The sequence below is a fragment of the Azospirillum sp. UFLA03-27 genome (assembly GCF_059803775.1).
Window position 1 is genome coordinate 1 of sequence record NZ_JAUQTX010000097.1, and the last position, 22,213, is coordinate 22,213.

The 22,213-nt window shown below is 69.1% G+C and carries 17 protein-coding genes and 2 tRNA genes; 8 read left to right on the forward strand and 11 right to left on the reverse strand.

From position 1 onward, the window contains the following. The first annotated feature begins 73 nt into the window (after positions 1 to 73). From Q4I23_RS15975 to Q4I23_RS15990, 4 genes are all read left to right on the forward strand, one after another. Entirely contained in the window at positions 74 to 961 is an 888-nt protein-coding gene (locus tag Q4I23_RS15975; RefSeq protein WP_014197554.1) for a branched-chain amino acid ABC transporter permease, read from the forward strand. A 3-nt stretch (positions 962 to 964) separates the two neighbouring features. Further along, entirely contained in the window at positions 965 to 1,966 is a 1,002-nt protein-coding gene (locus tag Q4I23_RS15980) for a branched-chain amino acid ABC transporter permease (protein WP_498526853.1), read from the forward strand. 47 nt (positions 1,967 to 2,013) lie between these two features. Next, positions 2,014 to 4,008, forward strand: coding sequence for an acetoacetate--CoA ligase (locus Q4I23_RS15985; RefSeq protein WP_498526854.1), 1,995 nt, complete (start codon positions 2,014 to 2,016; stop codon positions 4,006 to 4,008). Between the two features lie 68 nt (positions 4,009 to 4,076). After that, positions 4,077 to 4,862, forward strand: coding sequence for a 3-hydroxybutyrate dehydrogenase (locus Q4I23_RS15990; RefSeq protein ID WP_454017585.1), 786 nt, complete (start codon positions 4,077 to 4,079; stop codon positions 4,860 to 4,862). A 48-nt stretch (positions 4,863 to 4,910) separates the two neighbouring features. Here the strand turns inward: Q4I23_RS15990 and Q4I23_RS15995 are convergent, their stop codons facing one another. Then, positions 4,911 to 5,612: a glutathione binding-like protein gene (locus tag Q4I23_RS15995; RefSeq protein WP_498526855.1), complete on the reverse strand. Its 702-nt coding sequence runs from the start codon at positions 5,610 to 5,612 to the stop codon at positions 4,911 to 4,913. 168 nt (positions 5,613 to 5,780) lie between these two features. On the opposite strand from Q4I23_RS15995, the gene Q4I23_RS16000 reads away from it, so the two are divergent. Then, a complete protein-coding gene (locus tag Q4I23_RS16000) occupies positions 5,781 to 5,957 on the forward strand; it encodes a hypothetical protein (RefSeq protein WP_454017587.1) in 177 nt (58 codons plus the stop codon). Positions 5,958 to 5,967: 10 nt separating this feature from the next. Here the strand turns inward: Q4I23_RS16000 and Q4I23_RS16005 are convergent, their stop codons facing one another. Then, positions 5,968 to 6,186 (reverse strand): hypothetical protein, encoded by a 219-nt coding sequence (locus tag Q4I23_RS16005; RefSeq protein ID WP_040134431.1) that lies wholly within the window; start codon positions 6,184 to 6,186, stop codon positions 5,968 to 5,970. Between the two features lie 214 nt (positions 6,187 to 6,400). Here Q4I23_RS16005 and Q4I23_RS16010 point away from each other — a divergent pair, with 214 nt between their 5' ends. Beyond that, complete coding sequence (locus Q4I23_RS16010) at positions 6,401 to 6,889, forward strand: response regulator (protein ID WP_498526856.1); 489 nt, start codon at positions 6,401 to 6,403, stop codon at positions 6,887 to 6,889. A gap of 66 nt (positions 6,890 to 6,955) precedes the next feature. On the opposite strand, the gene Q4I23_RS16015 is transcribed toward Q4I23_RS16010, so the two are convergent. The 8 genes from Q4I23_RS16015 to Q4I23_RS16050 form a co-directional block, all read right to left on the reverse strand. Next, complete coding sequence (locus Q4I23_RS16015) at positions 6,956 to 7,114, reverse strand: hypothetical protein (protein WP_170295962.1); 159 nt, start codon at positions 7,112 to 7,114, stop codon at positions 6,956 to 6,958. Positions 7,115 to 7,279: 165 nt separating this feature from the next. Continuing rightward, entirely contained in the window at positions 7,280 to 7,759 is a 480-nt protein-coding gene (locus tag Q4I23_RS16020) for a cupin domain-containing protein (protein ID WP_498526857.1), read from the reverse strand. A gap of 5 nt (positions 7,760 to 7,764) precedes the next feature. After that, positions 7,765 to 10,533: a malto-oligosyltrehalose synthase gene (treY, locus tag Q4I23_RS16025; RefSeq protein WP_498526858.1), complete on the reverse strand. Its 2,769-nt coding sequence runs from the start codon at positions 10,531 to 10,533 to the stop codon at positions 7,765 to 7,767. Positions 10,534 to 10,630: 97 nt separating this feature from the next. Further along, on the reverse strand, positions 10,631 to 16,270 hold the full coding sequence (treZ, locus tag Q4I23_RS16030) for a malto-oligosyltrehalose trehalohydrolase (RefSeq protein ID WP_498526859.1): 5,640 nt from the start codon (positions 16,268 to 16,270) through the stop codon (positions 10,631 to 10,633). An 80-nt stretch (positions 16,271 to 16,350) separates the two neighbouring features. Further along, a complete protein-coding gene (locus Q4I23_RS16035; RefSeq protein WP_035677092.1) occupies positions 16,351 to 16,665 on the reverse strand; it encodes a hypothetical protein in 315 nt (104 codons plus the stop codon). Positions 16,666 to 16,903: 238 nt separating this feature from the next. Further along, positions 16,904 to 16,979, reverse strand: a tRNA-Ala gene (locus Q4I23_RS16040). Between the two features lie 30 nt (positions 16,980 to 17,009). Then, a tRNA-Leu gene (locus tag Q4I23_RS16045) sits at positions 17,010 to 17,096 on the reverse strand. A gap of 297 nt (positions 17,097 to 17,393) precedes the next feature. Continuing rightward, a complete protein-coding gene (locus Q4I23_RS16050; protein WP_498526860.1) occupies positions 17,394 to 20,315 on the reverse strand; it encodes a hybrid sensor histidine kinase/response regulator in 2,922 nt (973 codons plus the stop codon). A 537-nt stretch (positions 20,316 to 20,852) separates the two neighbouring features. Between Q4I23_RS16050 and Q4I23_RS16055 the strand changes: the two genes are divergently transcribed. Together Q4I23_RS16055 and Q4I23_RS16060 are read left to right on the forward strand one after the other, a co-directional pair. Beyond that, entirely contained in the window at positions 20,853 to 21,041 is a 189-nt protein-coding gene (locus Q4I23_RS16055) for a hypothetical protein (RefSeq protein WP_237905741.1), read from the forward strand. Positions 21,042 to 21,158: 117 nt separating this feature from the next. Next, positions 21,159 to 21,641 (forward strand): MarR family winged helix-turn-helix transcriptional regulator, encoded by a 483-nt coding sequence (locus tag Q4I23_RS16060; protein WP_237905742.1) that lies wholly within the window; start codon positions 21,159 to 21,161, stop codon positions 21,639 to 21,641. 330 nt (positions 21,642 to 21,971) lie between these two features. Here Q4I23_RS16060 and Q4I23_RS16065 read toward each other — a convergent pair. Next, on the reverse strand, positions 21,972 to 22,213 hold a 242-nt coding region (locus Q4I23_RS16065), incomplete at its 5' end, for an RT0821/Lpp0805 family surface protein (protein ID WP_498526861.1).

Genomic DNA, 22,213 nt, shown 5'->3' on the forward strand with positions numbered 1-22,213 from the left:
GAGGGTTGGGTGGGGGCCCACCCCAAGCACCCAATCAAAAAATCAAAAGTCCGATACACAGGGAGGGACGGTCATGTTCGACTTGCTGGGGGTGCCGCCCCAGGTCCTGTTCGGCCAGCTTCTGCTCGGCCTCATCAACGGGTCCTTCTACGCGCTGCTCAGCCTTGGGCTGGCGGTCATCTTCGGCATGCTGAACGTCATCAACTTCGCCCACGGCGCGCTCTACATGATCGGCGCCTTCGTGGCGTGGCTGCTGCTGACGAAGCTCGGCCTCGGTTACTGGTGGGCGCTGGGCCTGTCGCCGCTGATCGTCGGGTTGCTGGGCGTGGTTCTCGAAAAGACCATGCTGTCGCGCCTCTACAAGCTCGACCATCTCTACGGCCTGCTGCTGACCTTCGGCCTCGCCCTGATCATGGAAGGCGCCTTCCGCCATTTCTACGGCGTGTCGGGCCAGCCCTATCCGATCCCGGACGCGCTCAAGGGCGGCCAGAACCTGGGCTTCATGTTCCTGCCCAACTACCGCGGCTGGGTCGTCGTCGCCTCGCTGATCGTCTGCTTCGGGACGTGGTTCGCCATCGAGCGGACGCGGCTCGGCGCCTACCTGCGCGCTGCCACGGAAAACCCGGTGCTGGTCCAGGCCTTCGGCATCAACGTGCCGGTGATGATCACCGCCACCTACGGCTTCGGCGTCGCGCTGGCCGGACTCGCCGGCGTGCTGGCGGCACCCATTTATCAGGTGTCGCCCCTGATGGGCTCCAACCTGATCATCGTCGTCTTCGCGGTGGTGGTGATCGGCGGCATGGGCTCCATCCTCGGCGCCATCGTCACCGGCCTGGGGCTGGGGCTGCTGGAGGGCCTGACCAAGGTCTTCTACCCCGAAGCCTCCAACATCGTGGTGTTCGTCGTGATGGCGATCGTCCTTCTCATCAAGCCTGCGGGCCTCTTCGGACGGGAGCGCTGAGCCATGGCCACCCAAAGCAAGACGACCGGCATCAAAGCGGCCGACACCCAGACGACAACCATCGCGCTGCGCCGTCCGGGGCAGGACAGCACCCGCAACGCCATCATCCTCAGCATCGGGCTGTTGATCGCGCTGGCCGCACCCTACGTGCTGTACCCCGTCTTCGTGATGAAGGTGCTGTGCTTCGCGCTGTTCGCCTGCGCCTTCAACCTGCTGATCGGTTTCGCCGGCCTGCTCAGCTTCGGCCACGCCGCCTTCTTCGGCGGGGCGGCCTACATCACCGCCCATTCCGCCAAGGTCTGGGGGCTGGGGCCGGAGGTCAGCATCCTGCTCGGCATGGGCTTCTCCGCGCTGCTGGGCCTCGCCTTCGGCGCGCTGGCGATCCGCCGTCAGGGCATCTACTTCGCCATGATCACGCTGGCGCTGTCGCAGATGGTCTTCTTCATGGCGTTGCAGCTCAAGTTCACGGGCGGCGAGGACGGCATCCAGGCGGTGCCGCGCGGGCATCTGTTCGGGGTGATCGACCTGAACCAGCCGTTGGCCATGTACTACTTCGTGCTGGCGGTGTTCCTGGTCGGCTTCGCGGTGGTCTGGCGCGCCGTGCACTCCCCCTTCGGCCAGGTTTTGAAGGCGATCCGCGAGAACGAGCCGCGCGCCGTGTCGCTCGGCTACCGGACGGAGCGCTACAAGCTGTTGGCCTTCGTGCTGTCGGCGAGCCTCGCCGGTCTGGCCGGCGGGACCAAGGCGCTGGTCTTCCAGCTCGCCTCGCTGACCGACGTGACGTGGCAGATGTCGGGCGAGGTGGTGCTGATGACGCTGCTCGGTGGCATGGGCACGCTGCTCGGCCCGGTGGTGGGGGCGGCCATCGTCGTCACGCTGGAAAGCTATCTGGCCGCCACCAGCATGCCGGTTCCGGTGGTGATCGGCGCCATCTTCGTGGTCTGCGTGCTGGTCTTCCGCCGTGGTATCGTGGGCGAACTCCAGGCCCGCTTCGGCCGTCGCTGAACGTCAAGAACCGAACGGCATAAAAAGCCAAAATCAGGAACCGCAAGATGGATCAACCGCCCCCTGGTCAATTGCTTTCTGATCAGCCGCTTTCTGATCAGCCGTTGTGGACCCCGTCGGAGGCGCGCGTGGCCGCCTCCAACCTGACGGCTTTCCGGCAGGCCGCGAGCGCCCGCTTCGGGCTGCGGCTGGACGATTACGACGCGCTCTACGACTGGTCGGTCGCCGGCAAGGAGGATTTCTGGCGCTTCCTGTGGGAGTGGGCCGGACTCAAGGGCGATCTCGGCGGCGTGGCCCTGGCCGATGGCGACAAGATGCCCGGCGCCCGCTGGTTTCCCGAGGCCAGCCTGAACTACGCCGAGAACATGCTCGCCAACGCGCCGGAAGGCGAGGCGGTCGTCTTCTGGGCCGAGGACAAGGTCAAGCGCCGCTGGTCCGGCGCCGATCTGAAGGCCGAGGTGTCCCGCCTCCAGCAGGCGCTCAAGGCCGCCGGCGTCGGCAAGGGCGACCGCGTCGCCGCCGTCGTGCCCAACATGCCCGAGACGCTGGCCGCCATGCTCGCCACGGCCAGCCTGGGGGCCATCTGGTCCTCCTGCTCCCCCGACTTCGGCGCCCAGGGCATCACCGACCGCTTCGGCCAGATCGAGCCGACCGTCCTCTTCGCCCCCGACGCCTACTGGTACAACGGCAAGAGCCACGACATCCGGGCCAAGATCGCCCAGGTGCTGACCGAGCTGCCCACCGTCAAGGCCGCGGTCATCATCCCCTACGTCAACGAGACGCCGGACGTCTCGGCCATCCGCGGCGGCGTCACCTGGGGCGACTTCATCGCGCCCTTCGCGGCGGCGGAACCGAGCTTCGAGCGGGTGGCCTTCAACCACCCGCTGTTCATCCTCTATTCGTCGGGCACCACCGGCAAGCCCAAGTGCATCGTCCACGGCACCGGCGGCACGCTGCTCCAGCACGTCAAGGAGCACCGGCTGCACAGCGACGTGAAGCCGGGCGACCGGGTGTTCTACTACACCACCTGCGGCTGGATGATGTGGAACTGGCTGGTCTCCGGGCTGGCCGCCGGGGCGACGCTGCTGCTCTACGACGGCTCACCCTTCGCGCCGGACGGCAACATCCTGTTCGACTACGCCGACGCCGAGGGTATGACGCTGTTCGGCACCTCGGCCAAGTTCATCCAGCAGGCCGAGAAGTCGGGGCTGGAGCCGATGCGCACGCACCGGCTCGACACGCTGCGGGCGCTGGCCTCGACCGGCTCGCCGCTGATGCCGGAGAACTTCGCGTACGTCTACCGGGCGATCAAATCCGACATCCATCTGGCCTCGATCAGCGGCGGCACGGACATCGTGTCCTGCTTCGTGCTGGGCAACCCGACGGCCCCGGTGTGGGCGGGCGAGTTGCAGACGGCGGGGCTCGGCATGGCGGTGGCGGCCTTCGACGACACCGGCCACGCGGTCAGCGGCGAGAAGGGCGAACTGGTTTGCACGCGGCCTTTCCCCTGCATGCCGGTGGGCTTCTGGGCCGATCCGGACGGGGCGAAGTACCGCGCGGCCTATTTCGAGCGCTTCCCCAACGTGTGGACGCACGGCGACTTCATCGAGCGCACCGTGCATGGCGGCTGGGTGATCTATGGGCGCTCGGACGCGGTGCTGAACCCCGGCGGGGTGCGCATCGGGACGGCGGAGATCTACCGGCAGGTCGAGCAGCTTCCGGAGATCCTGGAGGCGGTGTGCATCGGCCAGGAATGGGACGGCGACGTGCGCGTCATCCTGTTCGTGGTGCTGCGCGAGGGGCTGACCCTCGACAAGGCGCTGGAGGACACGATCCGCAAGCGCATCAAGGAGAACTGTTCGCCGCGGCACGTCCCGGCGCGCATCGTGGCGGTCAAGGACATCCCGCGCACGCGCTCGGGCAAGATCACCGAACTGGCGGTGCGCGACGCGGTACACGGCCGCCCGATCAAGAACACCGAGGCGCTCGCCAATCCCATGGCGCTCGACGAGTTCCGCGAGCGCCCGGAACTGGAAGGCTGACCGGCGTCCAGCCCTCCCCCCGGGCGGGGGGAGGGCACCCAAACCAACAAGACAACAGAGGATAAGCCATGACCTTGACTCAGAAGGTCGCGGTGGTCACCGGCTCGACCAGCGGGATCGGCTTGGGCATCGCGCGGGCGCTGGCCGGAGCCGGGGCGGATGTGGTGCTGAACGGTTTCGGCGACGCGGCCGCCATCGAGGAACTGCGCGCCGGTCTGGCGGCGGAGTTCGGCGTGCGCGTCGGCTATCACGGCGCCGACCTGTCCAAGCCGGCGGAGATTGCCGGGCTGATCGGCTACGCGGAGGAGACGTTCGGTTCCGTGGATGTGCTGGTGAACAACGCCGGCATCCAGCACGTCGCCCCGGTGGAGGACTTCCCGGCGGAGCGCTGGGACGCGGTGATCGCGCTCAATCTGTCCGCCGTCTTCCACGGCACCCACCACGCCCTGCCGGGCATGAAGCGGCGCGGCTGGGGTCGCATCCTCAACATCGCCTCGGTGCACGGCCATGTCGCATCGGTCAACAAGTCGGCCTACGTCGCGGCCAAGCACGGCGTGGTCGGGCTGACCAAGACGGTGGCGCTGGAGACGGCGGGGACCGGCGTCACCTGCAACGCTATCTGTCCGGGCTGGGTGCTGACCCCGCTGGTGCAGAAGCAGATCGACGCGATCGCCTCGACCAAGAACATCCCGGAGCCGCAGGCGAAGGCGGAATTGCTCGGCGCCAAGCAGCCCTCCGGCGCCTTCGTGACGCCGGACGAGCTGGGCGGGCTGGCGGTCTTCCTGTGCTCCGATTCGGCGGCGCAGATGACCGGCGCCAGCCTGCTGATGGACGGCGGCTGGACCGCACAGTAAGGACTTTGCTGCCCTCGCGCCCGGTTGGGGGCGCGAGGGCAGTGACGGTCACTTCTGGACGTTGGCGGCGGTCTGGCCGAAGAGGATCTTCTTGCCCTCGTCGGTGACCGACGGACGCTTGGCCAGTTCAGCGCCCTTCTCATAGGCGCGGACGGTCGCCGGGCGGGCCTGGATCGCTTCGAACCAGCGCTTCAGCTCGGGGAAGTCGGCGAGATTCTGGCGCTGCCGCTCGTGCGGGACGACCCAGGGGTAGCAGGCCATGTCGGCGATGGTCAGCTCGTCCCCGGCGATGAAGGCGCGGCCGGCCAGACGCTTGTTCAGGACGCCGTAGAGGCGATTGGTTTCCTTCACATAGCGGTCGACGGCGTAGGGGATCTGTTCGGGCGCGTACTGCACGAAATGGTGGTTCTGCCCAGCCATCGGGCCGAGGCCCCCCACCTGCCAGAACAGCCACTCCAGAACCGTCTTGCGGCCCCGCAGGTCGGCGGGCAGGAACTTGCCGGTCTTCTCCGCCAGATAAATCAGGATCGCGCCGGATTCAAAGACCGACATCGGCTCCCCGCCGTCGGCCGGAGCGCGGTCGACGATGGCCGGCATGCGGTTGTTGGGGGACATCGCCAGGAAGTCCGGCTTGAACTGGTCCCCAGCGGAGATGTCCACGGGATGGATCGTGTAATCCAGCCCGGCCTCTTCCAGGAACAGAGTGATCTTGTGCCCGTTGGGGGTCGGCCAATAGTGAAGGTCGATCATGGCGGTCCTTCCGGTTTGTCTCCAGCCCCGAAAAGTGATGGAGCGAACGGTTTCAGGCAACCCGCGCCGTGCGCGGATCAGCCCTCCGGAAGGGGCAGGCGACGGGCGCAACGTCGCGGCCCCCGAAATGTTGAATACAGTGAACCGACAATCAGCATGAGGACCGTCATGAGTGACGACCGGACACCCGCCACCGAGCCCCAGCGCAAGGACGACCGGATCGACGAGGCCCGTGAAGGCACCGTCAAGCCCGACCAGGGCGGCGAGGCCGAACTGACCGAGAAGGAGGAGCAGAAGCGCGGCGGCGCCAACACGTCCACGCCGGGGCCGATCTACGACGTGTGAAGCCGGCCCGTCACGAGACGAGCGCCAGGGTGGGGTCGGGCGGTATCGGCGTGGCGTCTTCCAACGTCCGGGCCACCTCGTCCAGCGGGGCGGCGACCACCAGCGGTTCGGAGCGTCCGGCGAAGGTGATCTCGGTCCGCTCCCCTTCGATCCCGCGCAGGTACAGAACGCCCGCGGCGTTGATCAGAACCGGCGCTCCGGCGTGGTCGGTGAATTCGATGAACTTCATGCAGGACTCCCACGGAGGTTGCATCACGCTTGGACTGTCTCAAACACGCAAAGAGGGTGGCGGGTTCGCTTCTCCGGATGGCACTGCCCGTTCGGTGCCCCGCCGGCTCGCTCCATTGCGCGCAATCAGCCCCTTGATTGATGCACCGCATCGACAAACATGGGCGCTGCGGGCCACGTCGGCCCGCGCCGTCCGCCAACAAGGAACAGATGCCGTGAAGTTGCTCGTCGTCGAAGACGACCCGTTGATCGGGCCCGCCATCAAGGCCGTGATGGAGAATGCCGGATACACGGTCGTCGGCCCTCTGCGCGACGCCGCCAAGGCGACGCGGCTGGGGGTCCGGGAACAGCCGGATCTTGCCCTGGTGGACGTCTATCTGGCCGGAGGCGAGAACGGGCTGACGCTGGCCCGCAAGCTGTGGGAGGAACACAACATCCCCTCCCTGCTGATCACCGGTTTCGACCACCGCGGCGAGGAGGCGCGCGATTTCGCGGTCGGCCTGCTGCGCAAGCCGGTGATGCCCGACGCGCTGGTCGATGCGGTCGGGGCTGTGGGGGAAATCCTGGCGGGGCTGCGCCCGTCCTCCATCCCCCCGGCGCTGGAACTGTTCGGGCGGCCCGAGCGCGTGTCCGCCGCAGTGCCGCAGCCGGCGTCCCAGTCAGCGCCGCAACCCGCACAACAGCCCATGCGGCGGCAGGGCTGAAGCCCTGAGGCCCCGCCCTGCCGTTTTCGCATGCTTTAAACAGTATCCTTGGACAATGACCGTTGGTCAGCGGTCCGGAGTCTCTTCCGGACCGCCCGATGCAGGGGCTTCCGCCGGCTGAGCGGAGTTCTGCGCGGGCGCCGCGGCGGATTGCCCGTCCTGCGGCTTGGTGTTTTCGGAGCCGTTGCTGGGGTCCAGCTCGACCCACTGGCGATGATCGCTCATGACTTGTCTCCCGTCCGTCTGTGGTCGCGTCCCGTGGTGCAGGAATGGTCCGATGAGGCGCCTCTCGTTTCTCGGCTCGGGCGCCTGTCCTTTGGAATAACGCGTGGCGGAGGGATTCGATCAATCCCGAGCGAAGAAATCGGGTATTTTGTGAGGCAGCCCGATTCAGAAGCCCCTGCGGGCAAGCGCCGGCTCGCCCCGCTGCCACAGCCGCCGGGCCAGCGACAGCGGGGCGCGCAGCATCCGCCCCATGGCGGCGCGGGGACCGAGCGGATTCTCGATCGCGTAGTATTTGCGGATCGTTTCCCGCACCTCCCAGACGCCGGTGAAACCCCGGGGAATGACGAAGGCGTCGCCCTCCCCATGCTCCTGCGGCGCGCCGTCCCGGGGGGTGATGATCACCCGCCCGGCCAGCAGCACGCAGAACTCCTCATAGGGCCAGTCGGCCATGGCGATGGTGCCCGGCGTGCATTGCCAGACCCCGCAGGCGAACCGCCCCCCGCCGCCGTCGTAGAGGTTCAGGAAACTTTCCTGAGGGTCGCCGGACAGCACGGTCCCGAAGACGGCGGGCTTGCCGGGATCGCTCCCGATCAGCCGTTGGTCGATGGGAACGAGCGTGCGGCGCTGCGGCGGGTTGCGGTCCATGGAACTCACCCCTCCCGCACCAGCAGGGCGACGGGGAAGTCCCGGAACAGGTCGGCGGCGGTCACCGCGTCCGCGGCCTCCAGTGTTCCGTCGGTCAGCGCGTTGCGCCAGCGCTGCCCGCGCGGCAGCGGGACGGAGGTATCGCCCCAGTCCGGAGTCTCGCCCAGCGCCCCCACCAGCCGCGGGGCGGCGACCACGACGGTGTCGTCGCCCAGCCGCCGGGCGAAGGCCACCACATGCTCCGCCCGCTCGCCCGTCGCTTCCAGCGGCAGGTACTCACCCGTGGCGAACAGGTCGGGCATGGCCGCCCGCAGGGCCAGGGCGCGCCGGGTCAGGGAGAGCTTCACCGCGCCGTCCTGCCAGCGGCTCAGCAGGCTGCCGATTTCCGCTCCCTCGACCTCGTCGAGCAGGCGGCGGCGGGCGTCGTAGTCCACCGGGCGCCGGTTGTCGGGATCGACGAGGCTGAAGTTCCACAGCTCGCAGCCCTGGTAGATGTCCGGCACGCCGGGGCTGGTCAGTTTCAGCAGGGTCTGGGTCAGCCCGTTGACCATGCCGATGCGGGCAAGCCGCTCCTGGAAGGGCAGGAAGGCGTCGAAGAAGGCGGTGCTGCGCGACACGTCCAGCGCGTCGTGGACGAAGCTGGTCATGGCGCTTTCATAGGCCTCGTCGGGGGCGGCCCAGGTGCTGTGAACCTTGGCCTCGCGCATCGACTTGGTCATGGCGCCGGCAAGGCGCTCCGCGAACTCCGTCATCGCCTGCGGGTCGAGGCTGGCGGGGTCCGCCCCGGTCAGTTCCGCCGGCCAGGCGCCGACGAGGAGCTGGTAGAATAGATACTCGTCGTTGCGGTCGGGCGGGGCGGTGCCCTCCACGTCGCCGCGGCGGGCGCGCAGCAGGCGGCTCCAGGTCTGGATCTGCCGCTCCCACTCCTCCGGCATCTCCGACAGGGCGTAGAGGCGGGCGCGGGTGTCCTCGCCGCGCTTGGTGTCGTGGGTGGTGCTGCCCAGCATGGCGTGCGGCCAGCGCTCGGCCCGCTCGGCGTTGGCGTGGTGGAAGTTGGCGGTGCCGACCCCGAAACGCTCGGGATGACCGCCCACCTCGTTCAGCGCGGCCAGCCGGTTGTAGCGGTAGAAGGCGGTGTCCTCCAGCCCCTTGGCCATCACCGGGCCGCTGTACTGCTGGAAGCGCATGGCGAAGCGCAGCACCTGCTGGCGGCTGTAGCCGCTGCGCGGCTGGGCCACCAGATCGGTGGTCAGCAGCCTGTGCAGGAAATCATAGGCGGAGCCGTCGGTGTTCGGGTCGGCCTTGCGCGCCTGGGTGATCGCCCAGTCGATGCTCCGCCGGTCCAGCTCGCTGACGCCGCGCCAGTCGACATAGGTGCGGTAGACCGGGAAGCGGGCGATGGTCTCCTTCAACGCCTGATGCAGGATGTTGGCGGTGAAGTCGGCGGTGCGCGGGTTGGCGCGGGCGATGCGCGAGGCCTGCCGGGCCAGCACATGAAGCTCGCTGGCCATCTCGCTTTCCATGATGCGGATCTTGCTCGTCCGCACCACCTCGTCGAAGCTCTCGCGCCGTCCGGTGAAGTCGGCGTAGAGCTTGGTAAACGCCTCCTCCCCCCGCGGGTCGACGAACAGCCCGCCCATCAGGTTGGCGAACTCGTAGCCGGTGGTGCCGTCGATCGGCCAGTCCTCGCGCAGCCGCTCGTGGCGGGCCAGGATCTTCTCGACCACCAGATAGAAGGGCCGCTCGGTCGCCTGGGCCAGCCGCTCGCAATAGCCCTTGGGGTCGTAGAGGCCGTCGATGTGGTCGATGCGCAGCCCGTCCAGCGTGCCGTCGTCGACCAGCTTGAAGGCCAGCCGGTGGGCGACGTCGAACAGCTCCCGCTCCTCCATGCGCAGGCCGGCGAGTTCGTTGATGTTGAAGAAGCGGCGGTAGTTGATGTCGTCCGCCGCCACCTTGAAGTAGGCGGCGCGCCAGTTCTGGGCGGCGATCAGATCGGTCAGGCGGCGCCAGCTCTCCGGCTCGCCCTCCGCGCCGCGGAAGCGCTTCAGCCGGCGCTCCACGGCCTCGGCCACGTCGGGCTTCTCAGAGACCAGGGCGGCCAGCTCGGCCTTGAGGGCGTTGGCGCGGCGGATCTGGTGCGGGCGCACCTGATCGAGATGGCGGAAGGCGTCGCCGATGCGCTCCAGGTCCGGCTGGTCGTCGCCGAGGATCGTGCCGTAGTCGGCGGGCCGGATGGGCAGCTTGTGGGTGTCGTAGGCCCAGACGGCGAAGCCGCCCGCCTCCTTGTCGAAGCGCAGCTCCAGCCCGCCGGACTCCAGCACCGCGCCGAACTGATCGCCGAGCAGCGGCACCAGCACCTTGCCGTGCAGGTAGCGGCGGTCGGGCTCCCACTCGATGTCGAAATAGCCGGCGTAGGGGCTGTCCGGCCCCCATTCCAGCACGTCCAGCCACCAGCCGTTGTCCGACCCGCCGACGCCCATGTGGTTCGGCACGAAGTCGAGGATCTGGCCCAGCCCGTTGCGCTTCAGCGCGTCGACCATGGCGTGGAAGGACCCCTCGCTGCCCAGCTCCGGGTTCAGGGCGTTGTGGTCGACGATGTCGTAGCCGTGGGTGCTGCCCGGCCGCGCCTTCATGTAGGGCGAGGCGTAGAGGTGGCTGACGCCCAGCCGCGCCATGTAGTCGGCGATTTCGGCGGTGCGGTCGAAGCCGAACTCGGCGCGCAACTGCACGCGGTAGGTGGCCAGGGGGATCGGCTTATCGGCGTCCGCCGCCATGGGTTGGTCTCCTGAAGATTTACCCTCTCCCCTCTGGGGAGAGGGGAGGGTGAGGGGGTTGTGCGTGTGCCGGACGTTCGGGAGTTGCGGGCCCCCCTCACCCCAACCCTCTCCCCAGAGGGGAGAGGGAGTTATCGTTGCGTCTCCCATCGGCCACCGCGGCCGGCCGGGCGGCGGCCATGATGGCGGCGATGGCGCCGGCCTGCGGGCAGTCGGCCATGTCCTCCAGCGCAAGGCGCAGCTTGCGGCGCCAGTTGGGGTACTGGTCCACCGTGCCGGGCAGGTTCACCTGCTCCAGCTCGGCGGTCAGGTCGTCCATCTGGACCATGGCGATGGCCGAGCCGGTGCGGGCCAGGAAGGCGTGCACCGCGTGGCCCAACGCCTCGCCGTAGGGGCTGTCGGGGCCGAAGCTGGCGGGCAGCGGCAGGAAGGCGTCGGCCAGGGCCTCCAGCAGGCGGGCGCGTTCGGCCTTGCGGCGGTCGCGCTGGCGCTCCGCCTCGCCCTCCGCCGGGTACAGGCCGCGCTCCTCCTTCAGCGTGATGTCGTGCCCCTCCCACCAGCCGCGCAGCGTGGCGAGATCGTGGCTGCCCACCGTGGCGAGCGCCGTGTAGGGGTAGTCGTCGGGGCCGCGGAACCCGCCGTCCTCGGTCCATTCGAAGAACATCACCCGGTAACTCAGGACACCCGCCTCCGCCATACGCTCGCGGAATCCCTCGGGCACGGTGCCCAGATCCTCGCCGACGACGAGGCAACGGTTGCGCTGGCTCTCCAGGGCCAGGATTCCGAGGAGGTCGTCCATCGGGTAGGCGACGTAGGCCCCTTCGGAGGGCGGATGCCCCTCCGGTATCCAGTAGACGTGCTGGAGCGCCATGGCGTGGTCGATGCGCAGCGCCCCGGCGTGGCGCATGTTGGCGCGCAGCAGCTCGATGAAGCGGGCGTAGCCACCCTCGCGCAGCGCGTGGGGGTGGAAGGGCGGCAGGCCCCAGTCCTGCCCGGCCGGGTTGAACAGGTCGGGCGGGGCGCCGACATGGGCCTGCGCCACCACCACATGCGGGTCGGCCCAGGTCTCCGCCCCGCCGCTGTCCGCCCCGACCGCGAGGTCGCGGAAGAAGCCGACGGCCATCCCGCGCTCCCGCGCCCGCTCTGCCGCCGCCTGCAACTGGCTGTCGGCCAGCCATTGCAGCCAGACGAAGAAGTCGATCCGCTCCCGCCGCTTCTCGGCGAAGCGGCGGACGGCGGGGGAGGCGGCGTCCCGATACTCCTCAGGCCAGCGGCGCCAGTCGGGCGTGCCGTCCTTGGCGAAACGCTCGCGCAGGGCCTGGAAGGTGCAGAAGCGGTCCAGCCCCTCGCCCAGCTCGGCCCGGAAGGCGGCGAACGCCCCACGCCGCTCCGCGCTTCCCTCGGTCTGGAAATGGGCGAACAGCCGTTCCAGGACCGGCAGCTTCAGTGCCGCTACGGCGGCGTAATCGACCAGCGGGGCGGCCCCCGCCGCCTGCACCGCGCTGAGGAAGCTCTCGTCCGCGATCAGGTCGCGGGTCTCGGCGCAGCCCATCAGTTCCGGCACCGCCAGCACGTCGATGTAGAGCGGGTTGAGGAACAGGCGGCTGGCCGGGGAATAGGGGCTGGCCTGATCGGGCTGGTCGAGGAACAGGGCGTGCAGCGGGTTCAGCCCGACGATGCCTGCCCCGCGTGCCGCGGCCATCTCCGCGACGTTGACGAGGTCGCCGAAGTCGCCGATTCCCCAATCCCCGGCGCAGCGCAGGGCGTAGAGCTGAACCGACAGGCCCCAGATCCGCTCGCCCATCTGGAGCGGGGCGGGCAGGTGACAGGTGGCGGGAGCGGCGATGACCGTCGTCTCCAGGCCGGGATGCTCCGCCCGCAGGCCGTCGACGTCCAGCCGCAGCCGGTGGTAGCCGGGCGCCGGAGCCGCGCCGAGGTCGAGGCGGCGCACCTCGAAATGCTGACCCTCGGCACCCGCCTTGCGGACCAGCGGCAGGTCGCCGAAATCGGCCTCGCCGCTGCGGTCGCCCCCGCCCTCCAGCGTCAGGGTCCAGCGCAGCGTCCCGCTGCCTTCCGGCAGGGTGACGGTGACCGAGAAGGGCGGACGGTCGATGCGCAGCACCGCCACCGGGGGCAGAGGGCGGGCCAACTCGCGCCGCTCCAGCACCGCCAACGCCTCCTCCGGGTCGTCGGCGTCGACCTCCATGGCGGCGAGCAGGGCGCGGATGGTGCCCTCCGACGCCTGGATGGTCTCGCCTGAGGCGCCGGTGTAGTGCGTCTCGATCCCCATCCGCTCCCCGAGCCGGTCGAGCGCCGTCGTCTCCTCGATGGTCCACAGGACGGACAGCGGCGCCATGGTTCCGGTATCGAGGCCCTTACCCTCGGTCCACAGGACGCGGCCCACGGCCTCGCCCATGCCCGTCACGGGGGCGTCGGACAGGTTGGCGAGCAGATGCAGGCGGCTGCCGTCGCCCAGCCGCCAGGAGACGCGGATGCCCCGCCCGTCGATCACCTCGTGGGCGGCGGCACCGCCGGGCGCGTTCTCCAGCCGCGGCGCGATCTCCCTGTGGCGCACCGCGAGGATGCGGCGGTACCAGTCCAGCCACGCACCGTGCTCACCCCGGTCGCGGTCGTCCCAGTCGAGCTTGGCCGACTGGAAGGTCTCCGGAGCGGTCGGGTCGGGGATGCGGTCGCGCACCTTCGGGTCCTGGAATTCGGGGAACTTGGCGAATTCCTCACGCCGGCCGTTGCGCACCGCCTCGGCCAGCTCGTCGGCGAAGTCGCAGAAGAAGGGGAAGGGGCGGTCGGACGCCCATTCCTCACCCATGAACAGCATCGGGATGCCCGGCCCCAGCAGATAGAGCGAAGTCGCCGCCCGCACCGCCTCGGGCCGCGAGAAGCGGGTGATGCGGTCCCCAAAGGCGCGATTGCCGATCTGGTCGTGGTTCTGGATGAAGGTGACGAAGGCGGTCGGCGGCAGGTGCGCCGACGGCTCGCCGCGCGCCTCGCCGCCGCGATAGGAGGAGGCGTGGCCCTGGAAGGCGAAGCCCTCGGCCATCGCGCGGGCCAACTTCGCCGCGTCGCCGGCGTAATCGGCGTAATAGCCGGCGTCCTCGCCGGAGGCCCAGACGTGCAGGCAGTGGTGCAGGTCGTCGTTCCACTGCGCGGTGTGCCAGCGCGGGTCACCCTCGGGATGGCGTTCCAACAGGTGGGCTTCGTTCTCGTCGTTCTCCAGAACCAGATGGACGTGGCGGCGGCAGCGCACGGCGTCCTGCACGCGCTCCGCCAGCTCCTGAAGGAACAGTTTGTCGCTGTCGTCGAGGATGGCGTGGACCGCGTCGAAGCGCAGCCCGTCCATGTGGAACTCCTCGATCCAATAGAGCGCGTTGTGGATGAAATAGTCGCGCACCGTGGCGTTGCGCGGCCCGTCCACGTTGATGGCGTCGCCCCAGGGCGTCTTGTGCCGGTCGGTGAAGAAGGCCTTGGCGTAGGCGTGGAGGTAGTTCCCGTCCGGTCCGAAATGGTTGTAGACGACGTCGAGGAAGACCATCAGCCCCTTGGCGTGGGCGGCATCGACCAGCGCCTTCAGATCCTCCGGGCGGCCATAGGCGGCGTCCGGGGCGTAGGGCAGCACCCCGTCATAGCCCCAGTTGCGGGCGCCGGGGAAATCGGCGACCGGCAGCAGCTCGATGGCGGTGACGCCCAGCTCGACGAGGTGGTCGAGCTTGTCGATGGCGGCGCGGAAGGTGCCTTCCTCGGTGAAGGTGCCGACATGCAACTCGTACAGCACCGTCTCGTGCCAGGGGCGGCCGGTCCAGGCGGCGTCGGACCAACGGAAGACGGTTGGGTCGATCACCTCGCTCGGCCCGTGCACGTCCTCCGGCTGGTGGCGGGAGGCCGGGTCGGGCACGCGCAGCCCGTCCGGAAGCTCGAACTGGTAGCGGCTGCCTGCCTGGGCCTGGGCGGTGGTCCACTCGAACCAGCCGTCGGCCCGCCGCACCATGGGCAGCAGGGCCTGGGTGTCCTCCAGCCACAGCGACACCTGCTCGGTCCCCGGCGCCCACAGGGTGAAGCGGACGGAGCCGTCGGGCTGCACCTGCGCGCCGAAGGGCATGGCGTGCGCCCGCGCCTCGCCGAGGCGGGTGGCGCCGGGGGCGGCCAGCCCGACCGGGCCGGACGCGCGGTCGGCCACCTCCGGCCCGGCGTCGGCGCCCAGGATGCCGATGGCCCCGGCCAGGGGGATGGCCAGCCAGTCGGGCCGGTTCGCCAGCTCGTAGCCGATCTCGTAGAGGGCCTTCTCCAGCAGGAAGAGTTTCAAAAGCTGCGTGGCGGTGGCCGCGTCGGCAGGCCAGCCCGGGCAATCGCCGATGGCCTCGCGGTAGCCGGCGACGAAGGCGGAGGCCGCCTCCCCCTCCCACCAGTTCAACCATGCGGTGCGGGCGCCGCGCGCCGTCTCGTCCAGGTCGGCGGGCAGGGCGGCCCGCGCCCCGGCGGCGGCGTAGGTGATGGAGCGCAGCATCCCCGCCACGTCGCGCAGGATGCAGTGCTTGGCCCGCCGTTCGGCCAGCGGGCGCATCGGCTCGCCCTCGAAATCGACGATGTACAGGTCGTCCTTGCCGGCCAGCACCTGCCCCAGGTGATAGTCGCCGTGCAGGCGCATGGCGTGGAAGGTCCCGCGCGGCGGCGTCAGCGTCTCGATCTGCCGCATCACCGTCGCCTCGCTGTCGGCCAGCGACGCGGCATAGGGGGCGAGGTCGGCGTTCAGTTGTGGGGCGGCCTCGCGCAACTTGCCCAGCACGCGGCGGGCGAGGGTGCGCACGCCGTCCGCCCAGCCCCTCAGCATGGCCGGGGTCACCGGCTCCGGCGTGAAGGCGTCGCCGCCGCCGGGGGTGCCGAGCGCCCGGTGCATCTCCGCCGTGCGGCGACCCAGGCGGCGCATGAAGGTCATCAAGGCGACGTCGTCCGCCTTGTCGTCGTCAAAGCGCTCGACGCGCTTCGCCAGCTCGGCGGTGACGTGGCTCCAGGCATCACGGGCGTCGGGGACCAGCTCCTGCAGGATGCACAGGGTGGCGGCCTCGCCGTCGCCCGTGCGCTCCACCCAGCCGAGCAGGGCGGGGGTGTTGCGGAAGTTGGCGACCTCGGTCAGGAAGCGCCCGACCTCCAGCTCCGGATGGGTGCCGGATTCCAGCTTGCGCAGCCCCTTCAGGATCGCCGCGTCGCCGACGCGGACGGACGTGTTGGACTGCTCCACCCCGGTCCAGCGCAGCGGCGCGCCGTTGCCCAGCGCCCCCTTCACCGCGTCGAGGGCGCGGCTCTGCCCGAAGCGCAGGCCCCCGCTCTCCCCACCCTTGCGGATGCCGTCGAGCAGGGCGCGAACCACCTCCTCGTCGCCGTAGCCGTCGCGCAGGCTGCCCGACCAGGGGAGCGCCTCGGGGCCGGCGATGGAGAAGGGATCGGCGGCATCGGCTTTGCCGTCGCGGTTGAGCACAAGGGGAAGCTGGTAGAGCTGCGGCTCGCGCCCCGGCGTCTCCACCCGCAGCAGGCAGAGCTGGGCGGAACCGGAAGTGAGGGGAAGAGGGAGCGCATCGACGATGCGCACGGTGGGCGTGCCGGCGTCCTTGGCGGCGTACCAGCGCCGTCCGGTCAGGAAGCCGGGAAGCAGTTTGTCCTGAAGCAGGGACAGGGCCTCGCCCTCGATGGGGCCGGAAAATGCATTCGATTTGGGCGCTGTCGGCAAGACACGTCTCCCCTGTTGGGCGGCACGGCTCGCACAACAACCGGGGCGGTGCGGTGTTCCTCCCGCCTAACCGTAGGTGGCTAGCCGTCGGACATGCGCGGATGGTGGGGCAGGCGGCCCAGCCGGCCGATCCGTTCGGCCAGTTGCAACGCTTCGACCACGTCGTCGAGCCGCCCGCACTGCATCAGCGTGTGGGCGTGGGTGTTGAGCGCGGCGACCACCGCGCGTTCATCGGACACGCCGTCGGCCGGGCGCCCATCGCGGTCCAGAATGACCGCACCAAGCGCGGCCAGCGCCTCCGCCGACAGATTCACGGCGTCGAGCATCGCCGCGTCATCCTTCTCCGCGGCGTTCAGCACGGGTTCCAGCACCTCGGCGAGCAACCGGGGATTCATGAAGGCACGCTCCTGACGGCATCTGTGCTTTAAAACATTGAAAATGGCCCGTTGTGCCGCCGCCGCAAGCCGCGGTCCCGTCAACTGAACGGGAGGTAGAGGGCGTCGATGCTTTCAAAGGCGATACCGGGGCGCCTGTTCCTGAAATGCCCGGTGAAGCCTTGTCGGCACTGGCCTGAAAGTGGGAGGCCGGAGAAAAGGAAAAGCCAGCAACCCGTCAAGGTTGCTGGCTTCATGATGGTGGAGCCAAGGAGGATCGAACTCCTGACCTCTACAATGCCATTGTAGCGCTCTCCCAGCTGAGCTATGGCCCCACTTTTCGATCAGACCAACACAAGAAGTGTTGGTGCGCTTGGAGGGACTCGAACCCCCACGGCCTTTCAGCCACTAGGACCTGAACCTAGCGCGTCTACCAATTCCGCCACAAGCGCATCGTCTGCTCTTTGTCCCGCATCCCTTGGGGCGACGCGGGAGCGCTGATATAGCCGTGCCGCCGCCGGCGCTCAAGCGAAATCTTTCGAGGCCATCATTTTTTCGGGGAGAGCGTCCGCTCCCTTCGGTGCACTCCGAACACGCCGAACGCTACGACTTCCCCCCTTTCGCGCGGAGCGGGCGCCGTTGCTATCTTCAGCTTGCCCCAAGGGCGTGTGCCTCCCTGTTTTGCACCTCAAGGGCCCGCCGTTCAACCGGACGGCGGGCCACTTTCTTTTCCGGCGGCCGGGAGCCCTCTACAGCGACAGACGCTCACCCTCCGCACCGGTCATGCTGTCAGCCGTCCTTCCGGGCTGCTTCGCCATGGCGCGGTCCAGGACACGGCGGAGCTGGCGCGGCGTCACCGGCTTGCGGACCACCTCCAGCCCGTGCGCGGCGGCGTCCGTCTCGCATTCCGGACCGGCCTCCCCGGTCAGGATCATGGCGGGCACATCCCATCCGGCCATGGCGCGGACGCGCACCACCGCCTCTGTCCCGACGCGCCCTTCACGCAAGCGGTAGTCGACCAGCATCACGTCGGGCATGCGGCCGTCCGCCTCGACCTTCGCCACGGCCTCGTCGGCGGAGCCGGCGATCAGCACCTCGTAGCCCCATTCGCGGAACATGTCGCGCAGCCCCAGCAGGACGATGGCGTCGTCGTCCACCAGCAGGGCGCGCGGGGCATCGCGGCCGCCGGTGAAGAGGGAGGCGGCCGGTGGCGGCGGCGGCGGGGCCTCCACGGCGGCCACAGGGACCGTGATGGCGAAGACCGAGCCGCGGCCCGGCTGGGATTTCACCTCCACGGGATGGTCGAGGATCGTCGACAGGCGCTGCACGATGGCGAGCCCGAGCCCGAGCCCGCGCGCCCGGTCCCGCTCCGGGTTGTTGATCTGGTGGAACTCCGCGAAGATCCGGGTCAGCTGGTCGGGCGGGATGCCGATTCCGGTGTCGCTGACCTCGATCCGCGCCAGCCCGTCCCCAGTCTTCCCGTCCCCAGTCTTCCCGTCCCCAGTCTTCCCGTCCTGGGTCCGGATGGCGATCTGCACCGCCCCGCGCTCGGTGTACTTGACGGCGTTCTCCAGCAGGTTGCGCACCATGCGGCCGAGCAGCACGCGGTCGCTGCGCACCGTCACCGAACGGTCCTGCACGATGCGGAAGGCCAGCTTCTTGCTTTCCAGGATCGGCGCGTAGGAGGCGGCGATCTCATCCAGCAGGCTGTTGAGGGCGAAGGGCTCCACGCGCGGGTCGACCGCCCCGGCGTCCAGTCGCGAGACGTCCAGCAGGCTGTCCAGCAGCCCCTTCAGCGTGTCCAGGCCGCGCTCCAGCATTTCCAGGCTGCGCTGCCCCTGCTCGTCGCTGATGAAACGGTGCAGGATGCCGGTGAACAGGAACATCGACTGCATCGGCTGGCGCAGGTCGTGGCTGGCCGCGGCGAGGAACTTCGACTTGGCGCGGTTGGCCTCGTCGGCCTCCTCCTTGGCGCGCTGGAGCGCCAGTTCCATGGCCTTGCGCTCCCCGACGTCGCGCAGCGTGCAGATCGCCAGGGTCACCCGCCCGTCGGGGGCACGGACCGGGGTGGCGCTGACCGACAGGGTCATGGCGGCGCCGTCGGGCCGGCTGTAGGGGAAATCCTCCTGCTCCACCGTCTCGCCCTGCCGCAGGGCGCGGGACAGCGGGCAGCGACCTTCGCCGAAGCAGGCGCCCCCGTTGCAGGCCCGCGCGCCGCCGCAGCCGCAGCCGGCGACCGGCGGCGGCGGACCACCGAGCAGGCGAAGCGCCGTCTCGTTGACCTTGACGATCCGCCCGCTCGGCGCCTCCGCCACCAGCAGTCCCGAGGGCAGATGGTCTAGAATGGCCGTCAGCAGGCTGCGCTCCGCTTCGAGCTGCCGGGTCAGGTGCGTGCGCTCGTCCTCCAGGCGCCGGCGGTCGGTGGCGTCGCGGAAGTAGAGGGCCAAACCCTTGCGCGAGGGGAAGGCGCGGACGGCGAACCAGACGCCGCTGCGCGGCCCCTGCGTCTCGAACTCCACCGCCTCGCGGCTCTCCATGGCCTGCTGCAGGGTCCGCCCGGACTCGCCGGCCATCAGTTCCGCGAAAGTCTGGCGTCCGTTCCGGCCGATGGCGTCGCCGGACTCGGGCAGGAGGGTCCGGGCCCGTTCATTGACGAAGACGACCCGCCAGGACCGGTCGAGTTCGGCCACGGCGTCCGTCGTGCTCTCCAGGACCGACGCCTTCTCGACTACGGTCTCCAGCATCCGATCGCGCACGCGCAGGAACTGCCGCATGCCCCAGGCGGCACCCAGGCAGGTGAGCAGAAGCACCCCGCCGAACAGAGTCAGCGAAAAAGCCATGGCGTCCCGGACCGGGCGCATCGCGGCATCGCGGTCGATCCCGATGGCGATCATCGATTCGCGGGTGCCGGTGTCGAGGGGGGCGGAAACCACCATCCGTTCCGTCCCGTCGGTATAGAACACGGCCGCCGACCGTGTTCCCCGCGCCGCGTGCATGGCCTGGAGCATGGCGGTGGGCAGGGGCTGCCCGATGGCGTCGGGTGCCTCCGGCAGGCGTGCGACCGTGTGGCCCTGGCGGTCGGCGATCACCATCTCCATGCCCGGGGGCAGGGGGCGGTTGCCCAGATTCTCTTCGAGCCAGCGGGCGTCGAGAAGCACGGTGACCACACCGCCCGGAGGCGCGCCCGGCGTGCCGTCCGGCGCCGGATAGGCCAGCCGGAAGGGCAGGATGGGGCGCTGGTTGGGGTAGCGCAGCCCGTATTCTCCCGTCGTCAGGGCGCCTGTGGACAGCGCGTTCTGGAAGGTGCGGATGCCGCCGAGATCGACGCCCAGCGAGACCGGGTCGGTCGCGCACCACACCCGGCCCTCCCGGTCGGCCACCTCCACGGACAGATAGGCGGGGTAGCGGGCGCGCAGCCGGTCCATGGTCTGCTGGCAGTCCGGCGGCCCGGCCTGCGGCACGCCGGATTCGACGATCGTCGCCAGCACCTGCCGGGCCTCCGCGGCGATGCGCTGCTGTTCGACGTCCAGCAGGTCGAGAAGGCGCAGGGTGTCGTTCCGCACCTCGTTTTCCCGATCCTGCCGCAGGCTGTGCTGCGTCATGAACTGGAGCGCCGCGAGCGGCACCACGGCGGCCACGAGCAAGAGAAACAGACGCAGGTAATGGGGCATCGCCAAGAAAATCTGATGTAAGGAGGGCTGCCGCCCCTGCGCCCGGACGGGCCGAGCCGGCGCGGGCGGCAGCTGGACAAGGACCGTCGGCGGTGGATGTTCTTCAAACTCCACAGGGCGTTCATGCCACACGGGGGCCGAGATGCAATGATTAACGGACCGGATAACTCCATTTTGCTTCGGAACCGACGCGCTCCTCAGCGGTGACCCAGAAAGAAGCCGTCCAGCCTGCAGCACAGGGTGGTCACGAGGACGCGCAAGGGCGTCGGATCATAGGACACTGCCGTCACCAGAAGGGCGAGAGCGCTCACCGCCATCAACGCACCGGACGTGCCCATGCGCATCGCCTCTCTTTTCAACGGTCGGGCCGGCAGACAGGCTTGCGCGTGATGCGTTGCGGGCCCGCCTTACGTAACCGCTCCGAGCAAAGCAGGGTCCCGTGCGCAACGAAGAATTTTCATGGCGTCTCTCGCATTCGCGTAATATTTCTCCATTGTAATAGGTGCCCCCGCCACCATTTATCCGCGCGAGCCGACCATGCCGTGGAGCCGCACTCCCTCCTACAAGGCCATCACCTTGCTGCGCCGGCACAGCCGGGAATGCCGGGGGTTGGAAACCCGCGAGTATCTGGTCGCCGTGGAGCGCCGGATGGTCGAGCTCATCGATCTGGAGCGGCGGGAGGCCCGTGACAGGGCGGCGCCATCGATCCATCAAGCGGCGGAGTGAGCTGGACGTTCGTCATATTTCAAAACGGTAACGTAGTAATCGTCTCCTGAAACACAACCGACACAGATCGGTGTTAAAGGCCAAAGTGTCTTTCATTGACACGAGGCCGCCGCGTTCATGGCTTTCCCGACCGAAATGGCCGGCAACGATGGTGCCGACGGCAGGGAGGGTTGCGACGTCGCCCTTTGCACCGTCCCCGCCGAGTCCATCCACAGCCGCATCCGCCGTGTCCACCAGCGCGCCACGGCGATGCTGAGCGACGCGTTGACCGGCTTCAACCTGACGGCGCCGCAATGGGCGGCACTGGCCGCGCTGCACCAGCATGGGCCGATGTCGCAGATCGATTTGGGCCGGAGCATCGCGATGGACCCCGCCACGATGCAGGGGGTGGTGGTGCGGCTGATCGACCGCGGTTATCTCCTGCGCAGCCCCGACAGCCTGGACCGTCGCCGCAACCTCGTCCGGTTGGCCGACAGCGGGCGTCGGGTGGTGGAGGCGGCCGGGCCTGCCATCGCGCAGGCGGAGGCCGAGCTGACCGGGCGCCTGTCGGCGGAGGAACGGAACCGGCTGGCCGATCTGCTGGCCCGCCTATGCCTGTGAGCCCCAGCGGTTCCCCGGTGTTCGCGTCGAAACGGTGGGTGGGGCCAATAGTCCGGGTTAGCCCGAGTTATGCACATTCACCTGAACGGCGTCCTTGACTCTGCGAATGTTGCTTTTTTGTTTTCCCGGACTCGTTTGGAACCGTTAAAACCCACAAAAGCCGGGCAATTCCGGCATTTCATTGGTGCCTGAAATTTAGGCAATTTGGTCAAGGTCGTGGATTCACGGCCGTGCTCACAGGTTGCCCCTGGATTCGCTCACAGAGTTACCCACAGCTTCTGGGGATATCCCGATATTGCGGATAGAGTTGCCTGCGCTCCGCGCCCGCCCTCAGCCGATCACCCGCCATTGGCCGTCCGGGTCCAGGCAGGCGGTCCCGACGAGCGTCGCGGGGCGTCCACCGACGATTCCCGGCATCTGGAAATCGCGGCAATAGCGCCCGCCGGGGCCGAGATAGGTGGGAGAGGTCCGGGTGGCCAGCGGTGCGGCCGGCACCGGCTGGGGAAGCGGCGCATAGACCACAGGCGGATAGCTGTCTCTTATACACATCTCCGAGCCCACGAGACTATAAC